18 protein-coding genes and 2 tRNA genes are annotated in these 22,846 nt (G+C 32.1%); 14 read left to right on the forward strand and 6 right to left on the reverse strand.

What is annotated here, in order from left to right:
- Nucleotides 1-42 precede the first annotated feature (42 nt).
- The 5 genes from B4L98_RS06190 to B4L98_RS06210 all read left to right on the forward strand — a co-directional run bounded on the left by B4L98_RS06190 (nt 43) and on the right by B4L98_RS06210 (nt 2,863).
- On the forward strand, nt 43-1,959 hold the full coding sequence (locus B4L98_RS06190; protein WP_180905128.1) for an ABC-F family ATP-binding cassette domain-containing protein: 1,917 nt from the start codon (nt 43-45) through the stop codon (nt 1,957-1,959).
- Between the two features lie 74 nt (nt 1,960-2,033).
- Complete coding sequence (locus tag B4L98_RS06195; RefSeq protein WP_291077786.1) at nt 2,034-2,213, forward strand: hypothetical protein; 180 nt, start codon at nt 2,034-2,036, stop codon at nt 2,211-2,213.
- A gap of 9 nt (nt 2,214-2,222) precedes the next feature.
- Nucleotides 2,223-2,513, forward strand: a complete 291-nt coding sequence (locus B4L98_RS06200; protein WP_291077806.1) for a DNA-deoxyinosine glycosylase — start codon at nt 2,223-2,225, stop codon at nt 2,511-2,513.
- A gap of 169 nt (nt 2,514-2,682) precedes the next feature.
- Nucleotides 2,683-2,755: transfer RNA gene (locus B4L98_RS06205), tRNA-Gly, on the forward strand.
- Nucleotides 2,756-2,779: 24 nt separating this feature from the next.
- Nucleotides 2,780-2,863: transfer RNA gene (locus tag B4L98_RS06210), tRNA-Leu, on the forward strand.
- Nucleotides 2,864-2,986: 123 nt separating this feature from the next.
- Here B4L98_RS06210 and rho read toward each other — a convergent pair.
- Entirely contained in the window at nt 2,987-4,624 is a 1,638-nt protein-coding gene (gene rho / locus B4L98_RS06215) for a transcription termination factor Rho (protein ID WP_115001683.1), read from the reverse strand.
- A gap of 175 nt (nt 4,625-4,799) precedes the next feature.
- Between rho and B4L98_RS06220 the strand changes: the two genes are divergently transcribed.
- From B4L98_RS06220 to B4L98_RS06245, 6 genes are all read left to right on the forward strand, one after another.
- Nucleotides 4,800-5,213: a DUF4293 domain-containing protein gene (locus B4L98_RS06220; RefSeq protein ID WP_038332961.1), complete on the forward strand. Its 414-nt coding sequence runs from the start codon at nt 4,800-4,802 to the stop codon at nt 5,211-5,213.
- A 374-nt stretch (nt 5,214-5,587) separates the two neighbouring features.
- Nucleotides 5,588-7,774 carry a glutamine synthetase III gene (locus B4L98_RS06225; protein ID WP_291077788.1) on the forward strand — a complete coding sequence of 729 codons (2,187 nt, stop codon included), beginning with the start codon at nt 5,588-5,590 and terminating at the stop codon, nt 7,772-7,774.
- A 106-nt stretch (nt 7,775-7,880) separates the two neighbouring features.
- The gene (gene prfA / locus B4L98_RS06230; RefSeq protein WP_038332970.1) at nt 7,881-8,972 is read left to right on the forward strand and encodes a peptide chain release factor 1; all 1,092 of its coding nucleotides are present in this window, start codon (nt 7,881-7,883) and stop codon (nt 8,970-8,972) included.
- A gap of 86 nt (nt 8,973-9,058) precedes the next feature.
- Nucleotides 9,059-9,712: a phosphoribosylanthranilate isomerase gene (locus tag B4L98_RS06235; protein ID WP_260509534.1), complete on the forward strand. Its 654-nt coding sequence runs from the start codon at nt 9,059-9,061 to the stop codon at nt 9,710-9,712.
- Between the two features lie 463 nt (nt 9,713-10,175).
- Nucleotides 10,176-10,859, forward strand: coding sequence for a DUF6261 family protein (locus tag B4L98_RS06240; protein WP_291077791.1), 684 nt, complete (start codon nt 10,176-10,178; stop codon nt 10,857-10,859).
- A 149-nt stretch (nt 10,860-11,008) separates the two neighbouring features.
- The gene (locus tag B4L98_RS06245; RefSeq protein WP_221854136.1) at nt 11,009-12,115 is read left to right on the forward strand and encodes a TlpA disulfide reductase family protein; all 1,107 of its coding nucleotides are present in this window, start codon (nt 11,009-11,011) and stop codon (nt 12,113-12,115) included.
- Between the two features lie 74 nt (nt 12,116-12,189).
- Here B4L98_RS06245 and B4L98_RS06250 read toward each other — a convergent pair whose 3' ends face one another.
- Genes B4L98_RS06250 through B4L98_RS06265 form a run of 4 tightly spaced genes read right to left on the reverse strand, consistent with a single transcriptional unit; the run spans nt 12,190 to nt 16,902 of the window.
- Complete coding sequence (locus tag B4L98_RS06250; protein ID WP_219033731.1) at nt 12,190-13,761, reverse strand: DHA2 family efflux MFS transporter permease subunit; 1,572 nt, start codon at nt 13,759-13,761, stop codon at nt 12,190-12,192.
- A gap of 21 nt (nt 13,762-13,782) precedes the next feature.
- Entirely contained in the window at nt 13,783-14,976 is a 1,194-nt protein-coding gene (locus tag B4L98_RS06255; RefSeq protein ID WP_038332984.1) for an HlyD family secretion protein, read from the reverse strand.
- Between the two features lie 11 nt (nt 14,977-14,987).
- On the reverse strand, nt 14,988-16,283 hold the full coding sequence (locus B4L98_RS06260) for a TolC family protein (RefSeq protein ID WP_291077792.1): 1,296 nt from the start codon (nt 16,281-16,283) through the stop codon (nt 14,988-14,990).
- On the reverse strand, nt 16,273-16,902 hold the full coding sequence (locus B4L98_RS06265) for a TetR/AcrR family transcriptional regulator (protein ID WP_280062831.1): 630 nt from the start codon (nt 16,900-16,902) through the stop codon (nt 16,273-16,275). Before B4L98_RS06265 ends, B4L98_RS06260 begins: the two co-directional genes overlap by 11 nt.
- A 105-nt stretch (nt 16,903-17,007) precedes the next feature.
- Here B4L98_RS06265 and B4L98_RS06270 point away from each other — a divergent pair, with 105 nt between their 5' ends.
- The 3 genes from B4L98_RS06270 to B4L98_RS06280 all read left to right on the forward strand — a co-directional run bounded on the left by B4L98_RS06270 (nt 17,008) and on the right by B4L98_RS06280 (nt 19,834).
- Nucleotides 17,008-18,279, forward strand: coding sequence for a DUF2851 family protein (locus B4L98_RS06270; protein WP_291058668.1), 1,272 nt, complete (start codon nt 17,008-17,010; stop codon nt 18,277-18,279).
- Complete coding sequence (locus B4L98_RS06275; RefSeq protein WP_038332996.1) at nt 18,280-18,501, forward strand: PspC family transcriptional regulator; 222 nt, start codon at nt 18,280-18,282, stop codon at nt 18,499-18,501.
- 133 nt (nt 18,502-18,634) lie between these two features.
- The gene (locus tag B4L98_RS06280; RefSeq protein WP_286494764.1) at nt 18,635-19,834 is read left to right on the forward strand and encodes a helix-hairpin-helix domain-containing protein; all 1,200 of its coding nucleotides are present in this window, start codon (nt 18,635-18,637) and stop codon (nt 19,832-19,834) included.
- A gap of 85 nt (nt 19,835-19,919) precedes the next feature.
- On the opposite strand, the gene B4L98_RS06285 is transcribed toward B4L98_RS06280, so the two are convergent.
- A complete protein-coding gene (locus B4L98_RS06285) occupies nt 19,920-22,832 on the reverse strand; it encodes a M16 family metallopeptidase (RefSeq protein ID WP_291077794.1) in 2,913 nt (970 codons plus the stop codon).
- Between the last annotated feature and the right edge of the window lie 14 nt (nt 22,833-22,846).

Raw genomic sequence — 22,846 nt, forward strand, 5'->3', positions numbered from 1 at the left:
AGATAAGTTTTCATCTAACAAAAAACATTGTATTTTTGCAAAATGTTATTAGTACAAAATTTAGGAGTTTATTTTGCGGGTAGATATTTATTCGAAAACGTTTCGTTCCGCATCAACAAAGGAAACCGTGTTGGTTTGGTAGGGAAAAATGGAGCAGGAAAATCTACTTTGCTTAAAATTTTAGCCAAAAGTCAGCAATCTTCAGAAGGTGAAGTTGTTTACGAAGGCGACGTTACAATCGGATATTTATCGCAAGATATTGATTTTGTACAAGGAAGAACGGTTTGGCAAGAAGCGGATTCTGCTTTTGAGCAATTGGTTGAAATTCAAGAACGTATTGATTTTGTAAACAAAGAATTAGCTGAAAGAACAGATTACGAATCGGACGAATATGGAAAATTAATTGAAGATATTTCTCATTTAACAGAACGTTTCGGACTTTTAGGTGGTTACACAAAAGATGCTGAAATCGAACAAATTTTAATTGGTTTAGGATTCAAAAATTCAGATTTTCATCGCCCAACAGAAGAATTTTCTGGAGGTTGGAGAATGCGAATTGAATTGGCAAAACTATTGTTGCAAAAACATGATGTAATGCTTTTAGATGAGCCTACCAACCATTTGGATATCGATTCGATTGTTTGGTTAGAAGATTTCTTGAAAGATTATCCTGGAGCTGTTGTGTTGGTTTCGCACGACCGTCAATTTTTGGATAACGTAACTAATCGTACAATCGAAATTGCAAATCGCCACATTTCTGATTTTAAAGCGAATTATACGCGTTATTTAGAATTGCGTGAAGATCGTCGCGAAAAATTAGAGCAAGCACAGAAGAATCAAGAGCAAATGATTAAGCACACGGAAGATTTAATTTCAAAATTCCGTGCAAAAGCTAATAAAGCTTCGATGGCGCAATCATTAATCAAAAAATTAGATAAAATAGAACGCATCGAAATTGAAAATGATGATGTAACGAAAATGAATATCCGTTTTGTGGATGCTGTTCAGCCAGGTAAAATTATTTTCGAGTTAGATGATGTAGGTGTTGCTTTTGGTGATCATCAAGTTTTTGATCATGTTTCTTTTTATGTTAATCGAGGAGAAAAAGTAGCTTTTGTTGGTCAAAATGGTCAAGGAAAAACGACTTTATCGCGTGCGATTATCAACGAACAAGAGCATTCAGGCAAAATAAAACATGGACATAATGTAGAAATCGGATATTTTGCCCAAAATCAAGCACATGTTTTGAATGATAAATTAACGGTTTTAGAAGAAGCAGAAAATTCTGCAACAGAAGAAACACGTAAACATGTTCGCGATTATTTAGGTGCATTTATGTTTGGTGGTGATGCTGTTGAGAAAAAAGTTTCGGTTCTTTCGGGAGGTGAGCGAAATCGTTTGGCGTTGTGTAAATTATTGTTACGTCCATTCAATGTATTAATCATGGATGAGCCAACGAACCACTTGGATATTGTATCAAAAGAATTGTTGAAAAAAGCTTTACAAAAATATTCTGGAACTTTGATTTTAGTATCTCATGACCGTGAATTTTTAGAAGGTTTAGTAGATAAAGTGTTCGATTTCCGTAATGGTCAAGTGAAAGAATATCTTTCTGGAATTGATGATTATTTGGCGCAAATAAAAGCGGGAAGTTTCCGTGAAGTGGAGAAAGGAAATAGTTTGGCTGCACGAAAAGAAGAGAAACCGATTGAGGTTAAAATAGAACAAGCGAAAAGAGTTTTATCTTTTGAGGAAGAGAAAGAGCAAAAACGTCTTAAAAATAGATTGTCAAGAATAGAAACGGAGATTTCTGATTTAGAGACGAAGATTGCCGATTTAGAAAATAAGTTGCATGCAGGTTCGCAAACGCAACAAGAATTAGATAAATACTCGAATCTGAAAAATGATTTAGACAAAAAAATGTTAGAGTGGGAGGAGGTTTCTGAACAAATTATCTAATGATAGAAATAGAAAAAAAAGTGCTACAAACTGTAGCACTTTTTTTGTACATTATATTTTTAGAATAAAACAAAATGCATAAACAATCATTTGCTGCAATTATATCAGAACTACCAAAAACATTAATTCTTGGCTCTTTACCTGGTGATTTATCGTTAGAAGTCAATCAATATTATGGACATCCGCGTAATCGATTTTGGAAAATGATGTTTGAGATTTTTGAGACAGAATTTTCAGAAGATTATGAAATATGAAAACAACTTATTTTACAGAATAAGTTTGCGCTTTGGGATGTTGCACATTCTGCTGACAGAAAGGGAAGCATGGATGTGGATATGAAAAATGTTTTGCCAAATCAGATTGATGAATTGTTGAATGAATATCCTACAATTGATAAAATAATTTTCAATGGAAAGAAATCAGAACAATTATTTTGGAAATATTTTGATGAAAAAACATCTATTGAGTATATTTCTTTGCCAAGTACAAGTCCAGCTAATGCTCAATTTTCTTACGAACGATTGCTTAAAATCTGGAAAAATGCAATTATTTAAGATGAATTTTTAATGTTCAAAATAATTTAATCAAAAAAAAGTAAAATTATTTTAGTACTTAAAAATATTATGATGAGAAACTTAGCTTTTAATGTAAAATAATTATGAAAAAAATGTTTCCTAAAAGTTTTGTAATTAAAAAAGCTGTTCTATATTTGCACTCACAATCGCGGGAATAGCTCAATTGGTAGAGCGTCAGCCTTCCAAGCTGAATGTTGCGGGTTCGAGTCCCGTTTCCCGCTCTAACTTCTTTCTTAGAAGTGGATGCCTTGGTGGTGGAATTGGTAGACACGCAGGACTTAAAATCCTGTGTCCATTAGGACGTGCGGGTTCAAGTCCCGCCTGAGGTACAACAAAGCTCAAGAATTTATTTTCTTGAGCTTTTTTTGTTATATATTTTTTTCATAAAATAGATTTAAAAAAAACCACCTAAACAACTTTAGATGGTTTTTAAAATTATAAGTTGTAATAAATTACTTATTCATTGAGATTAAAAACTCTTCGTTAGAGCGTGTATGTTTGATACGATCGTGTAAGAATTCCATCGCTTCTACAGGATTCATATCCGATAAATGGTTGCGAAGAACCCACATTAATTGTTGTGTTTTGTCGTCTAATAACAAATCGTCTTTACGCGTAGAAGAACTTACTAAGTCAATTGCAGGGAAAATACGTTTGTTCGAAATCTTACGATCCAATTGTAACTCCATATTACCTGTTCCTTTAAATTCTTCGAAAATAACTTCATCCATTTTAGAACCTGTATCAATCAATGCAGTTGCAATAATTGTTAAAGAACCTCCATTTTCGATGTTACGAGCAGCTCCAAAGAAACGTTTTGGTTTGTGTAATGCATTTGCATCAACACCACCCGATAACACTTTACCAGAAGCTGGCGAAACTGTATTGTAAGCACGAGCCAAACGCGTAATAGAATCTAAAAGAATCACAACATCGTGTCCACATTCTACCATACGTTTTGCCTTCTCTAAAACGATATTTGCAACTTTTACATGGCGATTTGCTTCCTCATCAAACGTAGATGCAATAACCTCTCCGTTTACCGAACGTTTCATATCTGTTACCTCTTCCGGACGCTCATCGATTAATAAAACAATCAAATAAACTTCTGGATGATTTTGCGCAATTCCATTCGCAATATCTTTCAATAACGTTGTTTTACCCGTTTTTGGTGGCGCCACAATCATCCCACGTTGACCTTTACCTATTGGTGTAAATAAGTCAATTACGCGATTTGATAAAGATTTAGAATTACTTAAATTGAATTTCTCGTTAGGGAAAAGTGGAGTTAAATGCTCAAAAGCGATACGATCACGTACATAATCTGGCGTACGACCGTTGATTTCTTTAATTTTGATTAAAGGAAAATATTTTTCACCTTCTTTTGGAGGACGAACCTCTCCTGTAATTGTATCTCCCGTTTTTAATCCAAATAATCTAATTTGAGATTGAGAAACATACACATCATCAGGCGAAGACAAATAATTAAAATCAGAAGAACGTAAAAAACCATAATTATTATCTGGTAAAATCTCTAAAACACCTTCAGTTTCAATAATTCCGTCAAATTCATAATTCGCAGCGCGATATTTATTTTTTTGATTTTGATTATTGTGGTGATTATTTTGTTGAGATTGATCGTTTTGATTACGATTATCAGATTGATTATTTTTCTTCTGATTATTTTGATTATTCTTTTTCAGATCTTGGCTTTTGTTCGCTCGTTCCTGAAATTTATTAACGCGAGGATTATTTTCTTCCTTTTTTTCTGTTTCGGTAGAAGTATTTTCAACTTTTTCAGTTTTTACTTCTTCTGCAACAGCCTCTTTTTGTTGAACTTCTCCTTCCGAATTCTGAACTCGTTTGCGTTTCGGTTTCTTATCTTCTGTAGGTAGATTTTCAGCTTTATCTTTTTTAGCAGGTTTTGTTTCAGCTTTTTCTTCAACCTTTGGTTGGCTGTTGATAAAACCTAAAACTGCGTCTAACAATTCGCCTTTTTTTAATTTCTTATACCCATCGATTTTCAGTTGCTCTGCAACTTGTTGTAAATCTGGTAATTTGAATGATTTTAATTCTTCGATATCAAACATAATCCTATAATGAAGGTATTAATGTGTTTATATTTTTTTTATTCAATAAAGTAATTGGGAATCATAACAATAGAATTGTTATAAAGCGTATAAATTTGAGATTTATTAATGCAATAGTACGAATAATTATAAAAACTCAAAAAGTTTTTTTACATTTGTATTCGAAATTTAAGAAATGATTCAAAGAAAGCAAAGTATATATTTATTCTTAAGTGGAATAATTTCGAGTATATTCGCCATGAATTTTGATAAGCTATTTGATATTCCATTAAATTGGTTACAAAATCCGGAGAAAGGAGATTACATTTTTTCGTTAGCCTTTTTCTCATCAGCTTTAATTTCATTTTTAACCATTATGTTTTTCAAAAAACGTAAGCTACAAATTAGCTTAGGATGGTTAAACATTATTTTGAATGTTTTATTAATTGGTTCTTTTGTATATTGTCTATTAACATTACCTGGAGAAGGAAATTCTGAGAAAGGTATTTGGGCATTAGTTCCTTTAGCTTCGATTGTGCTTTTGTCAATTGCCAATCGTTTGATTAAGAAGGATGATGATCTTGTAAAATCAGTAGACCGTTTCAGATAGACCAAAAACTTTTTATATTATGAGTGTCTAAAAGCAGTTTCAAGCAATTGAAACTGCTTTTTTCGTTTTATTAAAATTTTATTTAGAGAATGAAATTGAAAAATAAGTTTAAACATCATCAATAAAAATCTTTTATTCATATAATTTGTATAATATCTCTGAGTTTATCGAATTGTCATTCCAAAAATTATTCGAATGTTAAATAAAAATCAATTTTAGATTGACTTTTAAATTGTTTTAACCAAAACAAAGGGGTGTTAAGTTTATTTGTGATAAAATTTTAATTTAACCCCTAAAAAAAATAGGGGTATTTTTATTTTTTGTTTAATTTTTATTTATTTTTGCATCATAAAACAACACAAAGTAATTTTCTTATGACATCATTTCGTTTTGAAGCTCTAAAAGCCGCAAGCAATCGCAAACCGGTAGCTGTTCCTGAAATAGGTAAAAAATCAGAAATTTTTGGAAGCAATGTTTTCAATGACAAAGCAATGCGTCAACATTTAACTTCAGAAGCGTATAAAGCCGTTCGTTCTGCAATGGATTATGGTACAAAAATCGACCGTAAAATGGCAGATTTTGTTGCTTTAGGAATGAAAGAATGGGCGATGAGCAAAGGTGTAACACACTATACGCACTGGTTTCAGCCATTAACGGGAACAACAGCAGAAAAACATGATGCATTTTTCGAAACTTCATTTGATGGAGCAGATCCTGTAGAAAAATTTAGTGGATCATTATTAGTTCAACAAGAGCCAGATGCATCTTCTTTTCCAAATGGAGGAATTCGTAATACATTCGAAGCACGTGGATATACAGCTTGGGATCCAACCTCACCAGCATTTATTTTTGGAACAACTTTATGCATTCCGACAGTATTTGTTTCGTACACAGGAGAAGCTCTAGATAATAAAACACCTTTGTTAAGAGCGCTTTTATCAATTGATGAAGCAGCTACAGAAGTAGCGAAGTTCTTCGATAAAAATGTGAAGAAAGTAACTCCGACTTTAGGTTGGGAACAAGAATATTTTTTAATTGATGATGCTTTAGCGGCTTCTCGTCCAGATATTTTACAAACTGGTAGAACGTTGTTAGGACATGTTTCGGCAAAAGGTCAACAATTAGAAGATCATTATTTTGGTTCGATTCCTACGCGTGTTTTAAATTATATGCGCGATTTAGAAAACGAATGTATGTTGTTGGGAATTCCTGTAAAAACTCGTCACAACGAAGTAGCACCTAATCAATTTGAGTTAGCGCCAATTTTCGAGGAAACGAATTTAGCAGTTGACCACAACTCATTGTTAATGGATGTGATGCAAAAAGTTGGTGAGCGTCATCATTTTAAAGTATTATTCCACGAAAAACCATTCAAAGGAGTTAACGGATCTGGAAAACACAATAACTGGTCGTTAGCAACAGATACTGGAGTTAATTTATTAGCGCCAGGAAAAACACCAAACAGCAATTTACAGTTTTTAACGTTCTTTATTAATACCATCAAAGCAGTTTCAATTTATGAGGAATTGTTACGTGCTTCTATCGCTTCTGCTTCTAATGACCACCGTTTAGGAGCGAATGAAGCGCCACCAGCAATTATTTCGATCTTTATTGGTCAACAATTGACAAAAGTATTGGAAGAATTAGAAGGTGTTTCGACAGGGAAATTATCTCCTGAAGAAAAAACTGATTTAAAATTAAACGTTGTTGGAAAAATTCCAGATGTTTTATTAGACAATACAGATAGAAACAGAACTTCTCCATTTGCTTTTACAGGAAATAAATTCGAGTTCCGTGCTGTAGGATCGACTGCAAACTGTGCAAATGCAATGACAACGTTGAATGCAATTGTAGCAAAACAATTGATCGATTTCAAAAAAGAAGTTGATGCGTTGATTGAAACAGGTTTGAAAAAAGATGAAGCAATTTTCAATGTTTTACGTGAATATATTAAAGAAACAAAGAATATATTATTCGAAGGTGACGGATACAGCAAAGAATGGGAAGAAGAAGCGGCTCGTAGAGGATTGTCAAATCACAAAACAACTCCATCTGCTTTAAAAGCAAAAGTTTCTCAAAAATCATTGGATTTATTCTCGGAACTTAATGTAATGAACAACACAGAAGTTGAAGCGCATTACGAAATCGAATTAGAAGATTACATCAAGAAAATTCAGATTGAAGGTCGTGTTTTAGGTGATATTGTGAGAAATCATATTATTCCGACAGCTTTCAAATATCAAAACATATTGATCAAAAACATTAAAGGATTCAAAGATATTTTTGGAGATGATTATGAAGAATATGCAGGCGAGCAATTAATTATTTTGAAGAAAATTTCGATGCATGTAAACGAATTAAACGCAAAATTGCACTTAATGATGGATGCACGTAAAGAAGCAAATGTGGTTGAATCTTTAGAAGAAAGAGCACATGCTTATTGTAACAAAGTAAAACCATATTATGATGAAATTCGTTACCATGCTGATAAGTTAGAATTAATGGTCGATAACGAATTCTGGGTTTTAACAAAATACAGAGAATTATTATTTACGAGATAATATTTTTAACAATAAATCACAAAACCGATGAGAAATCATCGGTTTTTTTTATTCAAATTTTCTGAATCCCTTGAGTTATTGTATCTTTGCAATCCAATAAAAGTATATGGCAGATTTAGGTCTATTAGATAAATTAAGAGCAATCAAACAACGTTTCGATGAGGTAGCAGATTTAATCATCCAACCAGATATCGTAACAGATCAAGCTCGTTATGCGAAATTAAACAAAGAATATTCTGATTTGAAAGACTTTGTTGAAATGCAAAAACAATACGAAAACTTAATCAATGTAATTGAGGAAGCAGACGAAATTATTCAAGATGGTTCTGATGCAGAAATGGTTGAGTTAGCTAAAATAGAAAAAGACGAAGCAATCAATGCGATTCCACCTTTAGAGGAAGAAATCAAAATGATGTTGATTCCAAAAGATCCAGAAGATGAGAAAAACATCATTGTCGAGTTACGTTCTGGTACAGGAGGAGATGAAGCAGCGATTTTCGTAGAAGATATTTACCGCATGTATTCGATGTATTTCAAAGAAAAAGGATGGAAACACGAAGTATTAAATACTTCTGAAGCATCTGGAAAAGGATACAAAGAGTTGGTGATGCAAGTAGAAGGAAATGCAGTGTATGGAACGATGAAATACGAATCGGGTGTTCACCGTGTACAACGTGTTCCTGAAACAGAATCGCAAGGGCGTGTGCATACATCGGCGATTACGGTTGCGGTTTTACCAGAAGCAGAGGAAGTTGATGTAGTGATTAATCCAGCAGATTTGGAGTATCAAACAGCTCGTTCGTCTGGTGCGGGAGGACAAAATGTAAATAAAGTTGAAACAAAAGTTCAATTAACGCACAAACCTTCTGGAATTGTAATTGTTTGTCAAGAAGCGCGTTCTCAACACAAGAACCGTGAAAAAGCGTTACAATTATTACGTACAAAATTGTATGAAATCGAGTTCGAGAAAAAACATTCAGAACGTTCTGCTCAACGTAAATCGTTAGTTTCGACTGGTGACCGTTCGGCTAAAATTCGTACATACAACTATCCGCAAGGACGTGTAACAGATCACCGTATCAACAAATCAATTTATAATTTGGATAACTTTATGAATGGAGATATTCAAGAAATGATTGATGCATTGAAAATGGCAGAAAATGCAGAAAAATTAAAAGGTTCGGAAGAAGATTTCTAACATCAATTCTAAATCTTAGATCATACAAAACACTTCAAGAAATTGAGGTGTTTTTTTATATATTTATAGTATTAAGAATAAAACAAATGATGAAAACAAGAGTTAAAATTTGTTGTATTAGTAGCAAAGAAGAAGCACAACAAGCGATAAAATATGGAGCGAGTGGATTAGGTTTAGTTGGTAATATGCCAAGCGGACCAGGTATTATTGGTGATGATTTAATCAAAGATATTACACAAATTATCCCACCAACATTAGCTTCGTTTTTATTAACAAGTGAAACAACTGCAGAAACAATTATTCAACATTATAAAAAAGTTTATACGAATACAATTCAGTTAGTTGATGAGCTGAAAAACGAAGAATATCAAATTTTGAGAAACGAATTACCTTGGGTAAAATTGGTACAAGTGATTCATGTAATTGATGAAAATTCGGTAACTGAAGCGATAGAGAAATCTCAGTTTGTAGACGCTATTTTATTAGATAGCGGAAATCCTAACTTACAAGTAAAAGAACTGGGAGGGACAGGGCGCACGCACAATTGGGCGATTAGCAAAAAAATTAGAGAAGAAATTAATATTCCTCTATTTTTGGCTGGCGGTCTTCATCCTGATAATATTCGTGAAGCGATTGATATTGTTCAGCCTTTTGGCGTAGATATTTGTAGCGGTGTACGAACTGACGGAAAATTAGACGAAAAGAAATTAGACGCTTTTTTTAGAGCGGTTAATGGATAGAAAAAAACTCCTTGTCAAGGTTTTAAAACTTGACAAGGTTTTTTAGTTTGTGTTCTATGACTGTGTAATATAGTTTTGTCATACAGACAAGACGAAAGCTTAGTTATTAGTTGAACCTTACCTGAGTCCTTGGTTTATTATAAACAGGTATGTTTATCCTTACCTGAGTCCTTGGTTGATTATAAACAAGGGTGTTTTACCTTACCCGAGTCCTTGGTTGATTATAAACAGGTCTGTTTTACCTTTCCTGAGTTCTCGGTTTATTAGAAATAGGTCTGTTTTACCTTACCTGAGTCCTCGGTTTATTACAAACAGGTCTGTTTTACCTTACCCGAGCCCTCAGTTGATTACAAACAGATCTGTTTTACTTATTTAGTTATTAAAACTATTGTTTGATAATAATATATTGATTAAGTTTATAAGATTCTAATATTAAATGAATTATAACCTAAAATAAATTATTATGAAAATTACATTAACTTCATTATCGACAAAAAATCTGGCGACATTAGCGCAGCGAACTATCAACTCTTCTCAAGCCGGAAATTACACCATTGTAGAGAACCACCCTTTGTTGCTGTCGCTTATTGCGAGTTATCAAAACTACGACACGGTATACACAAAGTTGACCTATAGCGGAAAAGGAAAAGAGGTGGCGACAGCGGATAAAGAGAGAGATGTTGCATTTAGTAACATGAAGGCTTTCTTGAATGGTTATCGTAAATTGACTTCTGTCGCGAACTATCAAGATGCGGAAGCTTTGTACAAAGTTTTCCAAATGTTTGGACTGGATTTAGACAGATTGAGTTATTCTGCCGAAACAGCTCAATTGAAGAAGCTTATCGAAGAATTAGAAAAGCCAGATAATACATTGCGTATTATTAACTTATCGCTTGTATCAGCTTTTGATGATTTGAAAACAAAACATACCGATTTTGAGATATTATTTGCGCAACAAGCAGAGGCTAATGCAGATCTTCGTCAAATATCGAGTGCGTCATCTTCTCGAAAAGAATTGGAACATGTACTGCGATCTTACCTCAATCTAATTACAGCAATGAAAGATGTACCGGATTGGTCTAATTTGTACCACGATTTGAATGAGATTGTGAAAGCAGCAAGAAATAGTGTGTTGCCTGCAAGTTGAACAAGTAAACAAACGAGCCGAAATTGTAAAAATACTAAACGTTAATTATTGAATAATAAAACCTCCACCCAAATTGCTTGGGTGGAGGTTTTTTTGAGATGATTTTTCGAAATATTTAATTAGATTTATAAATAATTAACTACATAATAATGACTAAACTATTAACACTAATTATCTTATTTGTTTTTACAAACTTATTTGCTCAAAAACAATTTACTATTTCTGGAAAACTTGATGGATTTGATGAAAATGCATTGGTCAAAATAAGTATTAATAATGCTCCTATTGATAGTGTCGTATTAGTTAAAGGGGGTTATAAATTAGAAGGAAAATTAAAAGAGGTTCCATCTTCGGTTTATATTACAGTCAAAAATGGAAAAGATTATCATTCTGCACTTCTTTTTATTGGTAATGAAAAAATTACACTAAATGCCACAAAAAAAGATTTTCCTTATGATGTAAAAACTTCTGGATCTGAGTATGACGAGATGAGGTATAAATATGCTCAGTTTGATAAAGATTATACGATAAAACGACGAGAATTTTTAACTGATATGATGTCGCTTCGTGAACAAAATAAATGGAATGATAGTTTACAAAAAGCATACTGGGGTAAAGTAGAACCTTATGGTAAAATAACTGCATTAGATAATGAATTTGCAAAGAATAGTCTTCAATTTTATCAAGATAATATAAATTCATACTATACACTTTCATTAGTTAATTCATACAAGACAGAATTGTCAAAAGAAGTTTTAATTGATTTGATGAATAAGTTAGAATCTAAATATAAAAAATCAGCCTATTACAAATCTATCATGACAGATATTAATACAGAAAAGTTAAATATTGGCGACAGTTATATAGATTTTATGGCGTATAATCAATCAAATAAAAAAGTTAATTTTTCAGATTATTTCAAAGGAAAATATGTGTTATTAGATTTTACAACTTTTTATTGTGGATTCTCTTTAGAATCTATTCCTGTTTTAGATCAAATAAAGACTAATAATCGTGATAAGTTAGAAATTGTAAGTTTCTATGTAGATAAAGAAGAAATTGGTTATAAAAACTTTCTTTTAAAACATGCAGAAGATTGGATTTCGCTTTGGGATAAAGAAGGTAGAACAGGAGGTACTTATACAAAATACAAGATTATCGGTACACCAACTTTTTATCTTTTTAATCCAGAAGGAAAACTTATCCTAGCAGATTTTGGATTAGATGAAAAGAAAATTACAGAATCAATCAAATAAAAAAAATCCATCCCAATAAATTGAGATAGATTTTACATTTATAAAAAACTGAAAATTAAAATAATTATTCTTTTTTAATGTCCTGCACTGATTACTTTACCTGCTCCTTTTTTGATAAAGAACAGAATAAATGGAATACAGATTAGGAAAACTACACCCAAATACAAGAAAACATCCATATAAGTTAACACAGTTGCTTGTTTGGTAACTTGTAAATCGAGTAGGTTATAGGCTTTATTTAATGCTTCATTTGGGGCAAAACCTTTACTAATGAAGCTCATTTGTAAATTCTGAATATGTTTTTGTACATCAAAATCGGATGTATCAAGATGCGAAACTAAATTTGTTCGGTGTCCAACTGTCCAACGCGAAATAAATGTTGTAATAATCGCGATACCAAAAGATCCTCCTAACTGACGCATCATTCCTGTAAAGGCAGCTCCTTCACCAATTTGTTGCCCTCTCAAACTTGAAAGTGAAAGTGTGGTAACAGGTACAAATAATAATCCCAATCCAACTCCACGAACAATTAATGGCCAAAAGAAATGCTCGGAACCTGTGTCTGGTGTTAAGATTTTGTATGACCAAAAACTGTAACAGAAAAAGATAAAGAATCCTCCTGCAACCATGTATTTTGGTGGTACACCTTTTTGTAACATTGTTGCGATGATTGGCATCATGAATGCAGTCATCAACGACGAAGGAATTAATAATAAACCTGCATCAGTTGCAGTCCATCCTAAGATTGATTGTGTATAAATTGGAATAATGAATGTCGATCCATATAATCCAAATCCTAAGATGAAGGATAAAATAGTACCAACTGCTAAGTTGCTATCTTTCAGTACACGTAAATTTACAATTGGATGTTTGAAAACTAATTCTCGCCAAACAAATAAAATGAATCCGAAGAAACTTGCGATACTCAAGGTTACAATTGTCGAATCTGAGAACCAGTCGTCTTGTTGTCCGTGTTCTAATACATATTGTAACGATCCAACTGCAATGGCTAACAAAATAATTCCCAAGAAATCGACTTGACTTAGTTTTGATTTCTCTGCATATTTTGGGCTACGAACAAATGATATCGTTAACAATACGGCAATAATCCCGATCGGAATATTGATGTAAAATATATATGGCCAAGACCAATTATCAATAATATAACCTCCTAAAGGCGGACCAAGCGTAGGACCAACAATAACTCCCATTCCATAAATTGCCTGCGCTAAACCACGCTTTTCGGGTGGATAACTTTCGGTAATGATGGTTTGCGAAGTTACCAACAGTGCTCCACCACCAAGTCCTTGAATAAATCGGAACAAGATAATTTCCCACAACGTTGTTGCATTTCCACAAAGAAATGAGGCAACTGTAAAAATGATAATCGAAGCCGCAAAATAATTGCGTCGTCCAAATTGTTGCGACAACCAGCTGGTCATCGGTACTACAATTACATTGGCAATTGCGTAAGCGGTAACCACCCACGCAATATCAGTTAAAGAGACACCCAAACTACCTTTCATGTCATTCATCGCAACGTTAACAATTGTTGTGTCAACAATCTCTAACAATGCACACATGATGGCGGTAATGGTGATGATTACACGTCTTGCACCATATTCAACTAAATTATTTTCTTCCATAATTTTTCTGAATAGGTGTTATTACTTTGCAGAAGTATTCGATTTTAAAAGAATATCAGCTTCCACGTTCATACCTGGACGAATCATTTTCAACATTTCGTCTTTTTGATCGATAAATTCGATTTTAATAGGAAGACGTTGAACTGTTTTTACGAAGTTACCAGACGCATTATCTGGAGGTAATAACGCAAATTTAGCACCAGTTGCAGGAGATAAAGACGTTACTTTCGCTTTGAATTCGTGGTTTGGATATGCATCTACTTTGATGATGGCTTCTTGTCCAACTCTAATTTTTTCTAATTGAGTTTCTTTGTAATTTGCCACAACCCAAATATTATTTGTAGTCACAATATTAAACAAAGATTGACCAGCTTGAACCAATTGTCCTGGTTGTAAATTAATTTTAGAAACTTGTCCATCTTCAGCTGCAATTACATACGTATAAGACAAATATAATTTTGCATTATCGATGTTTGTTTTGCTTTGACCAATTGCTGCTTCCGCAACTTTAATTTGTGCTTTTGAAGCATCAGCTTGTGCTTTCGAAGTGTTCACTTGTTTTGCTGTAGCTTGCGCTTGTTTTGCTGTAGAAGCTAATTGAGCACGAGAAACACCTAATTGTTCTTGTACAATTCGCAATTGCTTTTCAGCTGTTTCTTTTGCTGCTAAAGCTTGCTCGTATTGTTGTTTTGTGATCGATTGATTTTGGTATAATTTATTGTAACGATCAAAATCATTTTTCGTTCTCCAAACTTGTACTTTTGCTGCTTCTACATTTGCTTGAGCTGTATTAACACTTGCTTGAGCTGTTTCGATTGTTGTATTTGCTGCAACTGCACCAGCTTCTGTCACTCCAATAGCTGCACCAGCTTGAGAAACACCTGCGTGAGCAACTCCTAATTGACCTTCTGCTTGTAATAGAGCATCTTGCGATTGTTGCAATTTCAAGGCAAATTCAGATCCATCCAAAACAACTAATGTATCACCTTTGTGAACCATTTGGTTATCTTCTACTAAAATCTTCTGAATGTATCCTGAAACTTTAGGTATAACAGGTGTTATTTTTGATTCAATTTGTGCATCATCAGTAATTTCGTGCGCTTGTCCGTGTAAATATTTATAAACTCCATATCCACCTCCAAGGATGATTAATGCTCCTAAAACGATGATAAATTTTGAATTTATTTTTTTCTTTTCTTGATTATTTTCTTCCATATCGAGAGGTGTTATTGTACGTTTTCTAATAAAATTCCTGTAGTATAGTAATATTCGTAGATCGCTAATTGTTCGTCAGCATCTCCGACAACTTGATTGATTTTTGCTTGCAATTGTTGTACATCCGCTTCTAATAAATCGTCTGTATCAGCCAATCCGTTGTCATTTTTATCTTTTACAATTCTGTAGTTTTCGTTCGCTTGTTCTACAGCTTCTTTGTAAACATTATTTTTCTTTTTTGCTAAATCATACTTTTGAAAAGCTTCGTTCATTTCAACTTTAGCTTTATCAATTGTCGTTTCTTTTTGCATCTCATTTTCTAATTTCTGAGCTTTTGCAATTTCAACTTCTGCTTTATTTTTATACAAAGAAGATAAATCATATTTCAATCCGACACCAACATTTGTTGCATTTGTAACCGAAGCAACTTTATCAATATCCATCGCAATATATCCAGCTGAAACCGCTAATTGAGGGTAATAAGCTGCTTTCGCAATTTTGATTTGACTATCAGCAATCTGATTTTTTACATCATATGATTTAATATCTGTACGATTGACGTAATCTTGAGAATTTTGATTGATGGTTTTCAAGGTTTCTACATTATCAACATGAACGATTTTACTTTCGTCTTGTCCAGTCAATAAATTCAATCGGTAATTGATGTTTTTGTATTGCGTTTCGGCTTCATCAATTGCAACTTGCACATTCGATGCTTGCAATTTTGCTCTCAACAAATCATTTCTCGCGATGATTCCGTTATCCAAAAAGTTTTGAAAATCTTTCACACGTTGATTTGCTCTCACTAAGTTTTCATTCAACACATCGATAGAACGTTGCGTTTTGTACAATCCAAAATATAAATTAATAGCTTGCCAAACCACATTTTCTTTTGTTGCTTCGATTTGTAAGTTTGATAAATCAACCATTAATTCATTGCTTTTGATTGCATTTTTAATTTTAAATCCAGCAAAAACAGGAACAGAAGCACTTGCTTGTCCTAATAATAATTGGCTCGGTTCAACTCCCATTCCTCCACCAGAAGATTGCATCGGAAGTTTGATGTCTACATTTGTTGTCGTAAACAAATGCATATATTGTCCACTCAACGAAATGTCTGGTAAACGATTGTTTTTCGCGCTTTGTACTTTATACTCACTTGTATTTTTAGCAGCTTCGGCAACTTTCACAGATTTGTTGTTCTGCAAACTTTGTTGAATAACTTCCTGCAAAGAAACGTTGGTTTCCTGCGCATGAGCGAAAGTAGCAACAACTAAACAAATCGGTAAGAAAATTTTATTTTTCATCGTATAGTAAAATTGCTTTTAAAGAATCTATTAAATAAGGGTAATATTCTTCGTGAATATGTTCTGTAAACTCTTCATGAGAAGATAATCCCCATTGTTTCATATATGTTTTTTCGTTCAAAATCAAATAAGATGTTCCACCAATAACTACCATTACAACAGCTTCGGCAGGAGCTTTTCTTTTAAAAACGCCTTCAGAATATCCTTCACTAATAATATTTGTGATATATTCTAAATTTTTTGTTTTTAAGTCATTGACTTTACAATCAATTTCTAAAATTGAATCTCTTTTCGAATATTCTCTTGCCATAATTCGATGAAATTCAGGTTTATCCAAAATTCTATTCAAATAAGCTTTTAGGATTGACTGTAACTTTTCAAATGGAGAAAGTGTAGAATTTTGTGAAATTGAGGCCAATGATTCATTGAAAGTTGTGATACGCCAACTAAATAAATTCTCGACCAATTTATCTTTTGATCCAAAATAATAGCTAATCATCGCAATATTAATGTTTGCTTCTTTTGCAATTTCTCGAACACTTGCAGCATCAATTCCTCGTCTTCCAAAAACTCGTTCAGCCGCGCCCAAAATTTCTATTTGCTTCTCACTTAATTTCATCTTATAAAAATTGAACGCGCAAAGTTAAACAAACGTTTAATTAATTTAAAAAAAATAAGTATTTATTTTAATGATTTTTTATAATTCATTGATTAACTTTTGTCTATGAAAGAAATTTTTCTACATCATATTTGGAAATTGAATCAATTTTCACATCAAAGCTTACAAACTTTTCATGGAGATTTCATTGAAATTGTGAAAGTTGGAAAGTTAAACCATCATGCTGGGCCAGATTTTTTGGAAGCAGAAATCATCATTGGCGATAAATTGTGGATTGGAAGTGTCGAAATGCATGTCAATTCTTCGGATTGGAATTTTCATCAACATTCGAATGATTTATCGTATCAAAATGTGATTTTGCATGTTGTATGGAATCACGATTGTGAAGTTGATATTTTGCGTCAACGTAATGTACAAACTTTGATTTTACAAGATTTTGTAAAACCGGAAATTGTTTTTAATTATCAAAATATTATTAATTCTAAGTTGGATAAAATTTATTGTGAAGAATTTTTAGATTCAATTGATTTGAAGCAATTTTCTTTTTGGTTTGAACGAATTTTAATCGAACGTTTCGAAGAAAAAACAAACGATATTGTACAAATTTTAGAACACAATAATTCCAATTGGGAAGAAACATTGTTCAAAAGTTTGGCAAAGAATTTTGGATTAAAAGTTAATGTAGAAACTTTTGAGATTTGGGCAAATTCTTTTCCGTTCAAAGTTTTGCAAAAAATACAATTTAATGCCCAAAAAGTTGAAGCCTTGTTTTTTGGACAAGCCAGTTTTTTAGAAGAAAACTATGAGAATGATTATTCTAAGCAATTAAAAAACGAATATCAATTCCTGAAAAATAAATATAAATTAGAATCAATTGAAAATAGTTTGTTTCGATTTTCGAAAATGCGACCAATTGGTTTTCCGACGATTCGTTTGGCGCAATTAGCATCGATTTATGTGAATTATCAAAGTTTGTTTTCTGAAATTATTCAGCCAAAAAATTTGAAAGAATTCTATAAAATCTTCGAAAATTTGGAATTAAATTCTTTTTGGGAAACGCATTATACATTTAAGAACGAATCAAAATTTCAACTCAAAAATCTTTCAAAAGATAAAATAAATAATTTGCTCATCAATTCTATTATTCCGATTCGTTATGCTTTTGAGCGACAAAAAGATGAGGTAGAAATTGATTTTTATTTGGATTTATTAAATGAAATGGAAGCGGAAAATAATTCGATTTTGGCCGAATTTGAACGAATTGGTTTTGAAAATAAAACCGCAAAAGATTCTCAACAATTAATTCAACTCAAAAAAAGATATTGCTCCGAAAAAAAATGTTTAAATTGCGCTATCGGACAACAAATTTTACGTTAAATGAAAGATCAAATAAGGAATTTTACTGAAACAGAATGGTTTAATGTTATCTCTCGTTTTGCAGATAAATTAGGAATTCGTGTTGCAAAATTACGTTTAATTTTCATTTATTTAACTTTTGCAACTTTCGGTTTAACATTTGTTGGTTATTTTATCATGTTATTCTTTTTTTGGGTAAAAGATTGTTTTGTTATCAAACGAAAATCGGTTTTTGATTTGTAAAAAATATTTACAAATACTTAAAACCTTTTATTAATTTTAGATTTCTTAACTTGTTAAATATTTGATGGTTATATCGTTTTCGATATCGTGAGTGTGTGATAAGGATATTATTTTCACTTCTTTTCCAACCAAGATGAAATATTTAAAAAAATCTACTTTTTACCTGAATAAATCGCAAAGATTTGGCTTGTATTTATTATTTGTTTTGATTTTGTTATTTGAGATTTTTCAACATATTTCAGTTGAAAAAGAAACATATCAATTATCAGAAGCAGATAAAGCTTTGCTAGCAAATTATCAAAAAACTCCGAAAAATTATACATTTAATTCTACTTCAAATAAACAAGTAAAAGATTCAATCAAACCCTTTAACCCAAACGAATTATCTTTAGAAGATTGGATGAATTTAGGGTTTTCGGAACGTCAAGCCGAAGTCATTTTGAAATATAAAGGAATTGTTGGCGGAGAATTTACATCGAAAGAACAGCTTAAGAAATGTTATGTTATCGATGAAGGAAAGTATAATGAATTAGCTCCTTTTGTTCTTTTACCAGAACAATCTAAATCGAGTTTTATAGATTATTCATCACCAAAAACTAAAATAGTTTACAAAAATTTCAATCCAAATGATTTGCCACAACAAGGCTGGGAAAAACTTGGTTTTTCGCCAAAACAGGCAGAAATAATCATGAAATATAAACAGATTGTTGGAGGAAAGTTTACCTCGAAAGAGCAATTGAGGAAATGTTTTGTGATTGATGATGCGAAATATGCAGAGATGAAAACGTATATTTTGTTACCAGAAAAATCAAAGGAAGATGAAAAAAATGAGAAAAAACAAAGTGGCAAAAAGATTCAATATGTAAAATTTAATCCAAATAGTTATTCTGAAAATGATTGGCAAAAAATAGGTTTTTCGTCTAAACAAGCTGCTTCAATTATGAAATATAAAAATATTTTGGGAGGTCAGTTTAAATCGAAAGAACAATTGAAAAAATGTTATATGATTTCGGATGAAAAATATGCAGAAATGGAATCTTATATTGATTTACCTGAAAATGTAATTTATAAAGCTGAGCAGCCAAAAGTTGAACAGTCAAAAAGTGAAGATAAAGTAGCAGAAAAAATAGAAATAAAAGGTAAGTTTAATCCAAATAATTTGAGTCATGAGGATTGGATAAAACTCGGTTTCACAGAGAAACAAGTAAATACGATTCTTAATTTTAAACGTTCGTTAGGTGGGAGTTTTAAAGATGCAAAAACATTGAAAAGATGTTATGCGATAAGTGAAGAAAAGTTTAGGGAAATTGAGCCTTATTTGGTTTTTGAGTGATTATTCATTCATAGGTTAGTTTTAAAAAATAAACGCGTTATAGGATTTCCTAAACGCGTTTATTGGTTTTTATAATTTCTGATTATTAGTAGTTAAACAGCTCTTCTAACGTTAATTCTTTTACTTGTCCAAGTTTTTCAACAGATGGCCAATCTAAGTTTTCTTTCTTACCAATTAAACCAACATTGAAGTTTTGACCTTTGATATGTTTTTGGAAAAATTGATCCAATTGTTCTAATGTTAATTTAGATGTTTGATCGTAAATATCTTTATTGATATCATAATTTAGACCTTTATCTTGTAATGATAACCAATAAAAGAACACATTTGCTTTTGTATAACGACTTGTAGCGATTTGCTTAAGTGCTGCTTGTTTAGAATTATTGAATTGATTTTCTGCTTTTGGCATATTATTCATTAATTCTTTCATTGCGTCAACAGCTTGTGGCAATTTGTTTGCTTGTGTTCCAATTACAGCTCTTACATAATTGTAATTATCTTTTTTATTTGCATTAATGTAATAAGAACCAGCAGAATAAGCCAATGATTTAGACTCGCGAATTTCTTGGAAAACGATAGATGACAAACCTCCACCAAAATACTCATTGAAAATTCCTGTAGATGTCAACAAAGTTGGATCATATTTAGTATCACGAGCAAAGAAATTAATTTCCGCTTGTACCATATCGTAAGGAGCAAAATATACTTTGCCATCTGTAGCTGGTTGTGGATATTCTTTTTTCTTAGGATAATCTAAATTTTTCCCGAAATTATGATTTTGTTCAATTGCTTTTTTCGTTTCCGCTTCATTATTTCCGTAATAGAAAATTTGGTGCTTGTAATTAAAGAAATCTTTGATGATTTGCGTTAATTCTTTTGGATCAATAGCTTTCAAATCAGCTTCAGAAATAATATCTCTCGAGCGATTATTTGGTCCATATTGCGCATAAGTGTTCAACAAAGAAGAAATCACGTTTTTGTTCTTTTTTGAATTTTCTCTTGATTTCAAGATTGTTTTCACATATTCTTGGTAAGATTCATTATTTGCAACGGCATCACTTAAAAGATGTTCAAATAATTTGATTCCGCTTGTTAAGTTCTTTTGTAAACCTGTGATATAAACAGAAGTTCTTTCTGTACCAGGATTAACTCCATAATCAACACCAATTTTATAAAACTCTTTTTTCAAGTTTTCTGGCGAATATTTGGACGTTCCTAAATAATTTAAGTAATTAATCGCTAAACCAAGCTTTTTGTTATTGTCTGATCCCATATCCGCGATATAGTAAACAGAGCTAATATCGTTTGTCTTGTTCTGAATCGAAGTGAATTTTGCATTCTTGATTTTACTTTCGTTCAATTCTTTTTTGAAGTCAACAAAAACTGGTTTAATCTCACTTGATTTAATCTTCATGAAATCTTTGTACCAAGTAGATTCAGCATCACGATTCAATTGAATTGGCGTAATTCCAGGATTCGAAACACGTACCAAATCCTTGTTTTCACCTTGACGTTTGTAAACAATTACATAATTATTCGTATAATTATTCTTTGCAAAGTCCATTAGTTCTTGCTTTGTTACACGACCCATATCATCGTATTGATCGACAACTTCTGCCCAAGGAACATCATTGATATATGATTTGTACAAACTTGCTGCTAAAGAACGAGTATTTTCCCAGCTTTTCATACGAGATTTTCTTAAATCATTTACAACTGCTTCTATCATCCAATCATCAAATTCCCCTTTTTTGATTTTTTCAATCTGAGCAATTAATAAATCACGTACTTCTTCTAAACTTTGTCCCTGTTTTGGAGATCCAGAAAAAGAATGCATACCATAATCTCTAAAGAAAGAAGAAGAGCTTCCTGCTCCTAATGTTTTTTGCTGTTGATTGATATTTAAGTCGATTAATCCAGCTGTAGAATTACTTAAAATATAATCAATTAATGTTACATATTTTGCATCAGAACTTTTTGCTCCGTTAAAACGGTAAGCAAACTGAACACGTTCCGAAGATGGACTAAAAACTTCGCTTGTTACAATTGTTTTAATCGGCTCTTCTTTTGCAACATATTGTGCAGGAGCTGCTTTTGTAGCATAATTTCCAAAATATTTGTCAATCATTGGAACAGCCGTATCAAAATCGAAATCACCAATCAACATCACAGCCATATTGCTCGCTACATAATATTTATCGAAATAATTATGAGTTGCAACCATTGATGGATTTTTTAAATGTTCTGAAGTTCCAATAGTTGTTTGTGTTCCGTAATGCGATTTTGGAAACAATGTTTCCATCATTTTATAAAAAACTAAACGTCCATCATTGTCTTGTGAACGATTAAATTCTTCGTAAACGGCTTCTAATTCAGTATGAAAAAGACGTAAAGTTAATTCACTAAAGCGCTCAGATTCTACTGTTAACCATTTCTCTAATTCATTATTCGGAATATTATTATGATAAATTGTTTCTTCTAAAGATGTATGTGCATTAGTTCCTGATGCTCCCAAAGATGAAATTAATTTATCGTATTCGTTTGCCACAGCATATTTGGATGCTTCTTGCGAAACTTGATCAATTTTTTTATAGATTTCTACTTTTTTTGCAGGATCTTTTTCTGCTTTGTGCTGTTCGTATAAATCTGAAATTTGTTGGATCAAAGGTTTTTCAACAGCCCAATTTTGTGTTCCAATTTTAGAAGTTCCTTTAAAAACCATATGCTCTAAGTAGTGAGCCAAACCAGTATTGTCTTCTGGATCGTTGTTAGAACCTGTTTTTACAGCTATATGAGTTTGGATTCTTGGTTCGTCTTTTATTTGAGCCAAATAGATTTTCAAACCATTTTTTAGCGTATAAATTCTTGTATTCGAAGGATCATTTTCTACCATTTCGTAGGTATATCCTTTATTGTCAGTTTTTTTCACTGTTTTTAATTGTGCGTGAGTAAATACAGAACCAAAAATGATTCCGCAGATCAAAATAGATTTCCTCATGTATTAATTTTTTA

Source organism: Empedobacter sp. UBA5528, from assembly GCF_002426075.1.
In the GTDB taxonomy this organism is placed as follows: domain Bacteria; phylum Bacteroidota; class Bacteroidia; order Flavobacteriales; family Weeksellaceae; genus Empedobacter; species Empedobacter falsenii_B.

Excerpts from the sequence above, each read along its gene's own strand:
- B4L98_RS06220 (WP_038332961.1), top strand. The coding sequence starts at position 4,800 with ATGATTCAAAGAAAGCAAAGTATATATTTATTCTTAAGTGGAATAATT.
- prfA (WP_038332970.1), top strand. The coding sequence starts at position 7,881 with ATGGCAGATTTAGGTCTATTAGATAAATTAAGAGCAATCAAACAACGT.
- B4L98_RS06270 (WP_291058668.1), top strand. The coding sequence starts at position 17,008 with ATGAAAGAAATTTTTCTACATCATATTTGGAAATTGAATCAATTTTCA.
- B4L98_RS06280 (WP_286494764.1), top strand. The coding sequence starts at position 18,635 with ATGAAATATTTAAAAAAATCTACTTTTTACCTGAATAAATCGCAAAGA.
- B4L98_RS06285 (WP_291077794.1), bottom strand. The coding sequence starts at position 22,832 with ATGAGGAAATCTATTTTGATCTGCGGAATCATTTTTGGTTCTGTATTT.
- B4L98_RS06195 (WP_291077786.1), top strand. The coding sequence starts at position 2,034 with ATGCATAAACAATCATTTGCTGCAATTATATCAGAACTACCAAAAACA.
- B4L98_RS06225 (WP_291077788.1), top strand. The coding sequence starts at position 5,588 with ATGACATCATTTCGTTTTGAAGCTCTAAAAGCCGCAAGCAATCGCAAA.
- B4L98_RS06235 (WP_260509534.1), top strand. The coding sequence starts at position 9,059 with ATGATGAAAACAAGAGTTAAAATTTGTTGTATTAGTAGCAAAGAAGAA.
- B4L98_RS06240 (WP_291077791.1), top strand. The coding sequence starts at position 10,176 with ATGAAAATTACATTAACTTCATTATCGACAAAAAATCTGGCGACATTA.
- B4L98_RS06255 (WP_038332984.1), bottom strand. The coding sequence starts at position 14,976 with ATGGAAGAAAATAATCAAGAAAAGAAAAAAATAAATTCAAAATTTATC.
- B4L98_RS06265 (WP_280062831.1), bottom strand. The coding sequence starts at position 16,902 with ATGAAATTAAGTGAGAAGCAAATAGAAATTTTGGGCGCGGCTGAACGA.
- rho (WP_115001683.1), bottom strand. The coding sequence starts at position 4,624 with ATGTTTGATATCGAAGAATTAAAATCATTCAAATTACCAGATTTACAA.
- B4L98_RS06260 (WP_291077792.1), bottom strand. The coding sequence starts at position 16,283 with ATGAAAAATAAAATTTTCTTACCGATTTGTTTAGTTGTTGCTACTTTC.
- B4L98_RS06245 (WP_221854136.1), top strand. The coding sequence starts at position 11,009 with ATGACTAAACTATTAACACTAATTATCTTATTTGTTTTTACAAACTTA.
- B4L98_RS06190 (WP_180905128.1), top strand. The coding sequence starts at position 43 with ATGTTATTAGTACAAAATTTAGGAGTTTATTTTGCGGGTAGATATTTA.
- B4L98_RS06250 (WP_219033731.1), bottom strand. The coding sequence starts at position 13,761 with ATGGAAGAAAATAATTTAGTTGAATATGGTGCAAGACGTGTAATCATC.
- B4L98_RS06275 (WP_038332996.1), top strand. The coding sequence starts at position 18,280 with ATGAAAGATCAAATAAGGAATTTTACTGAAACAGAATGGTTTAATGTT.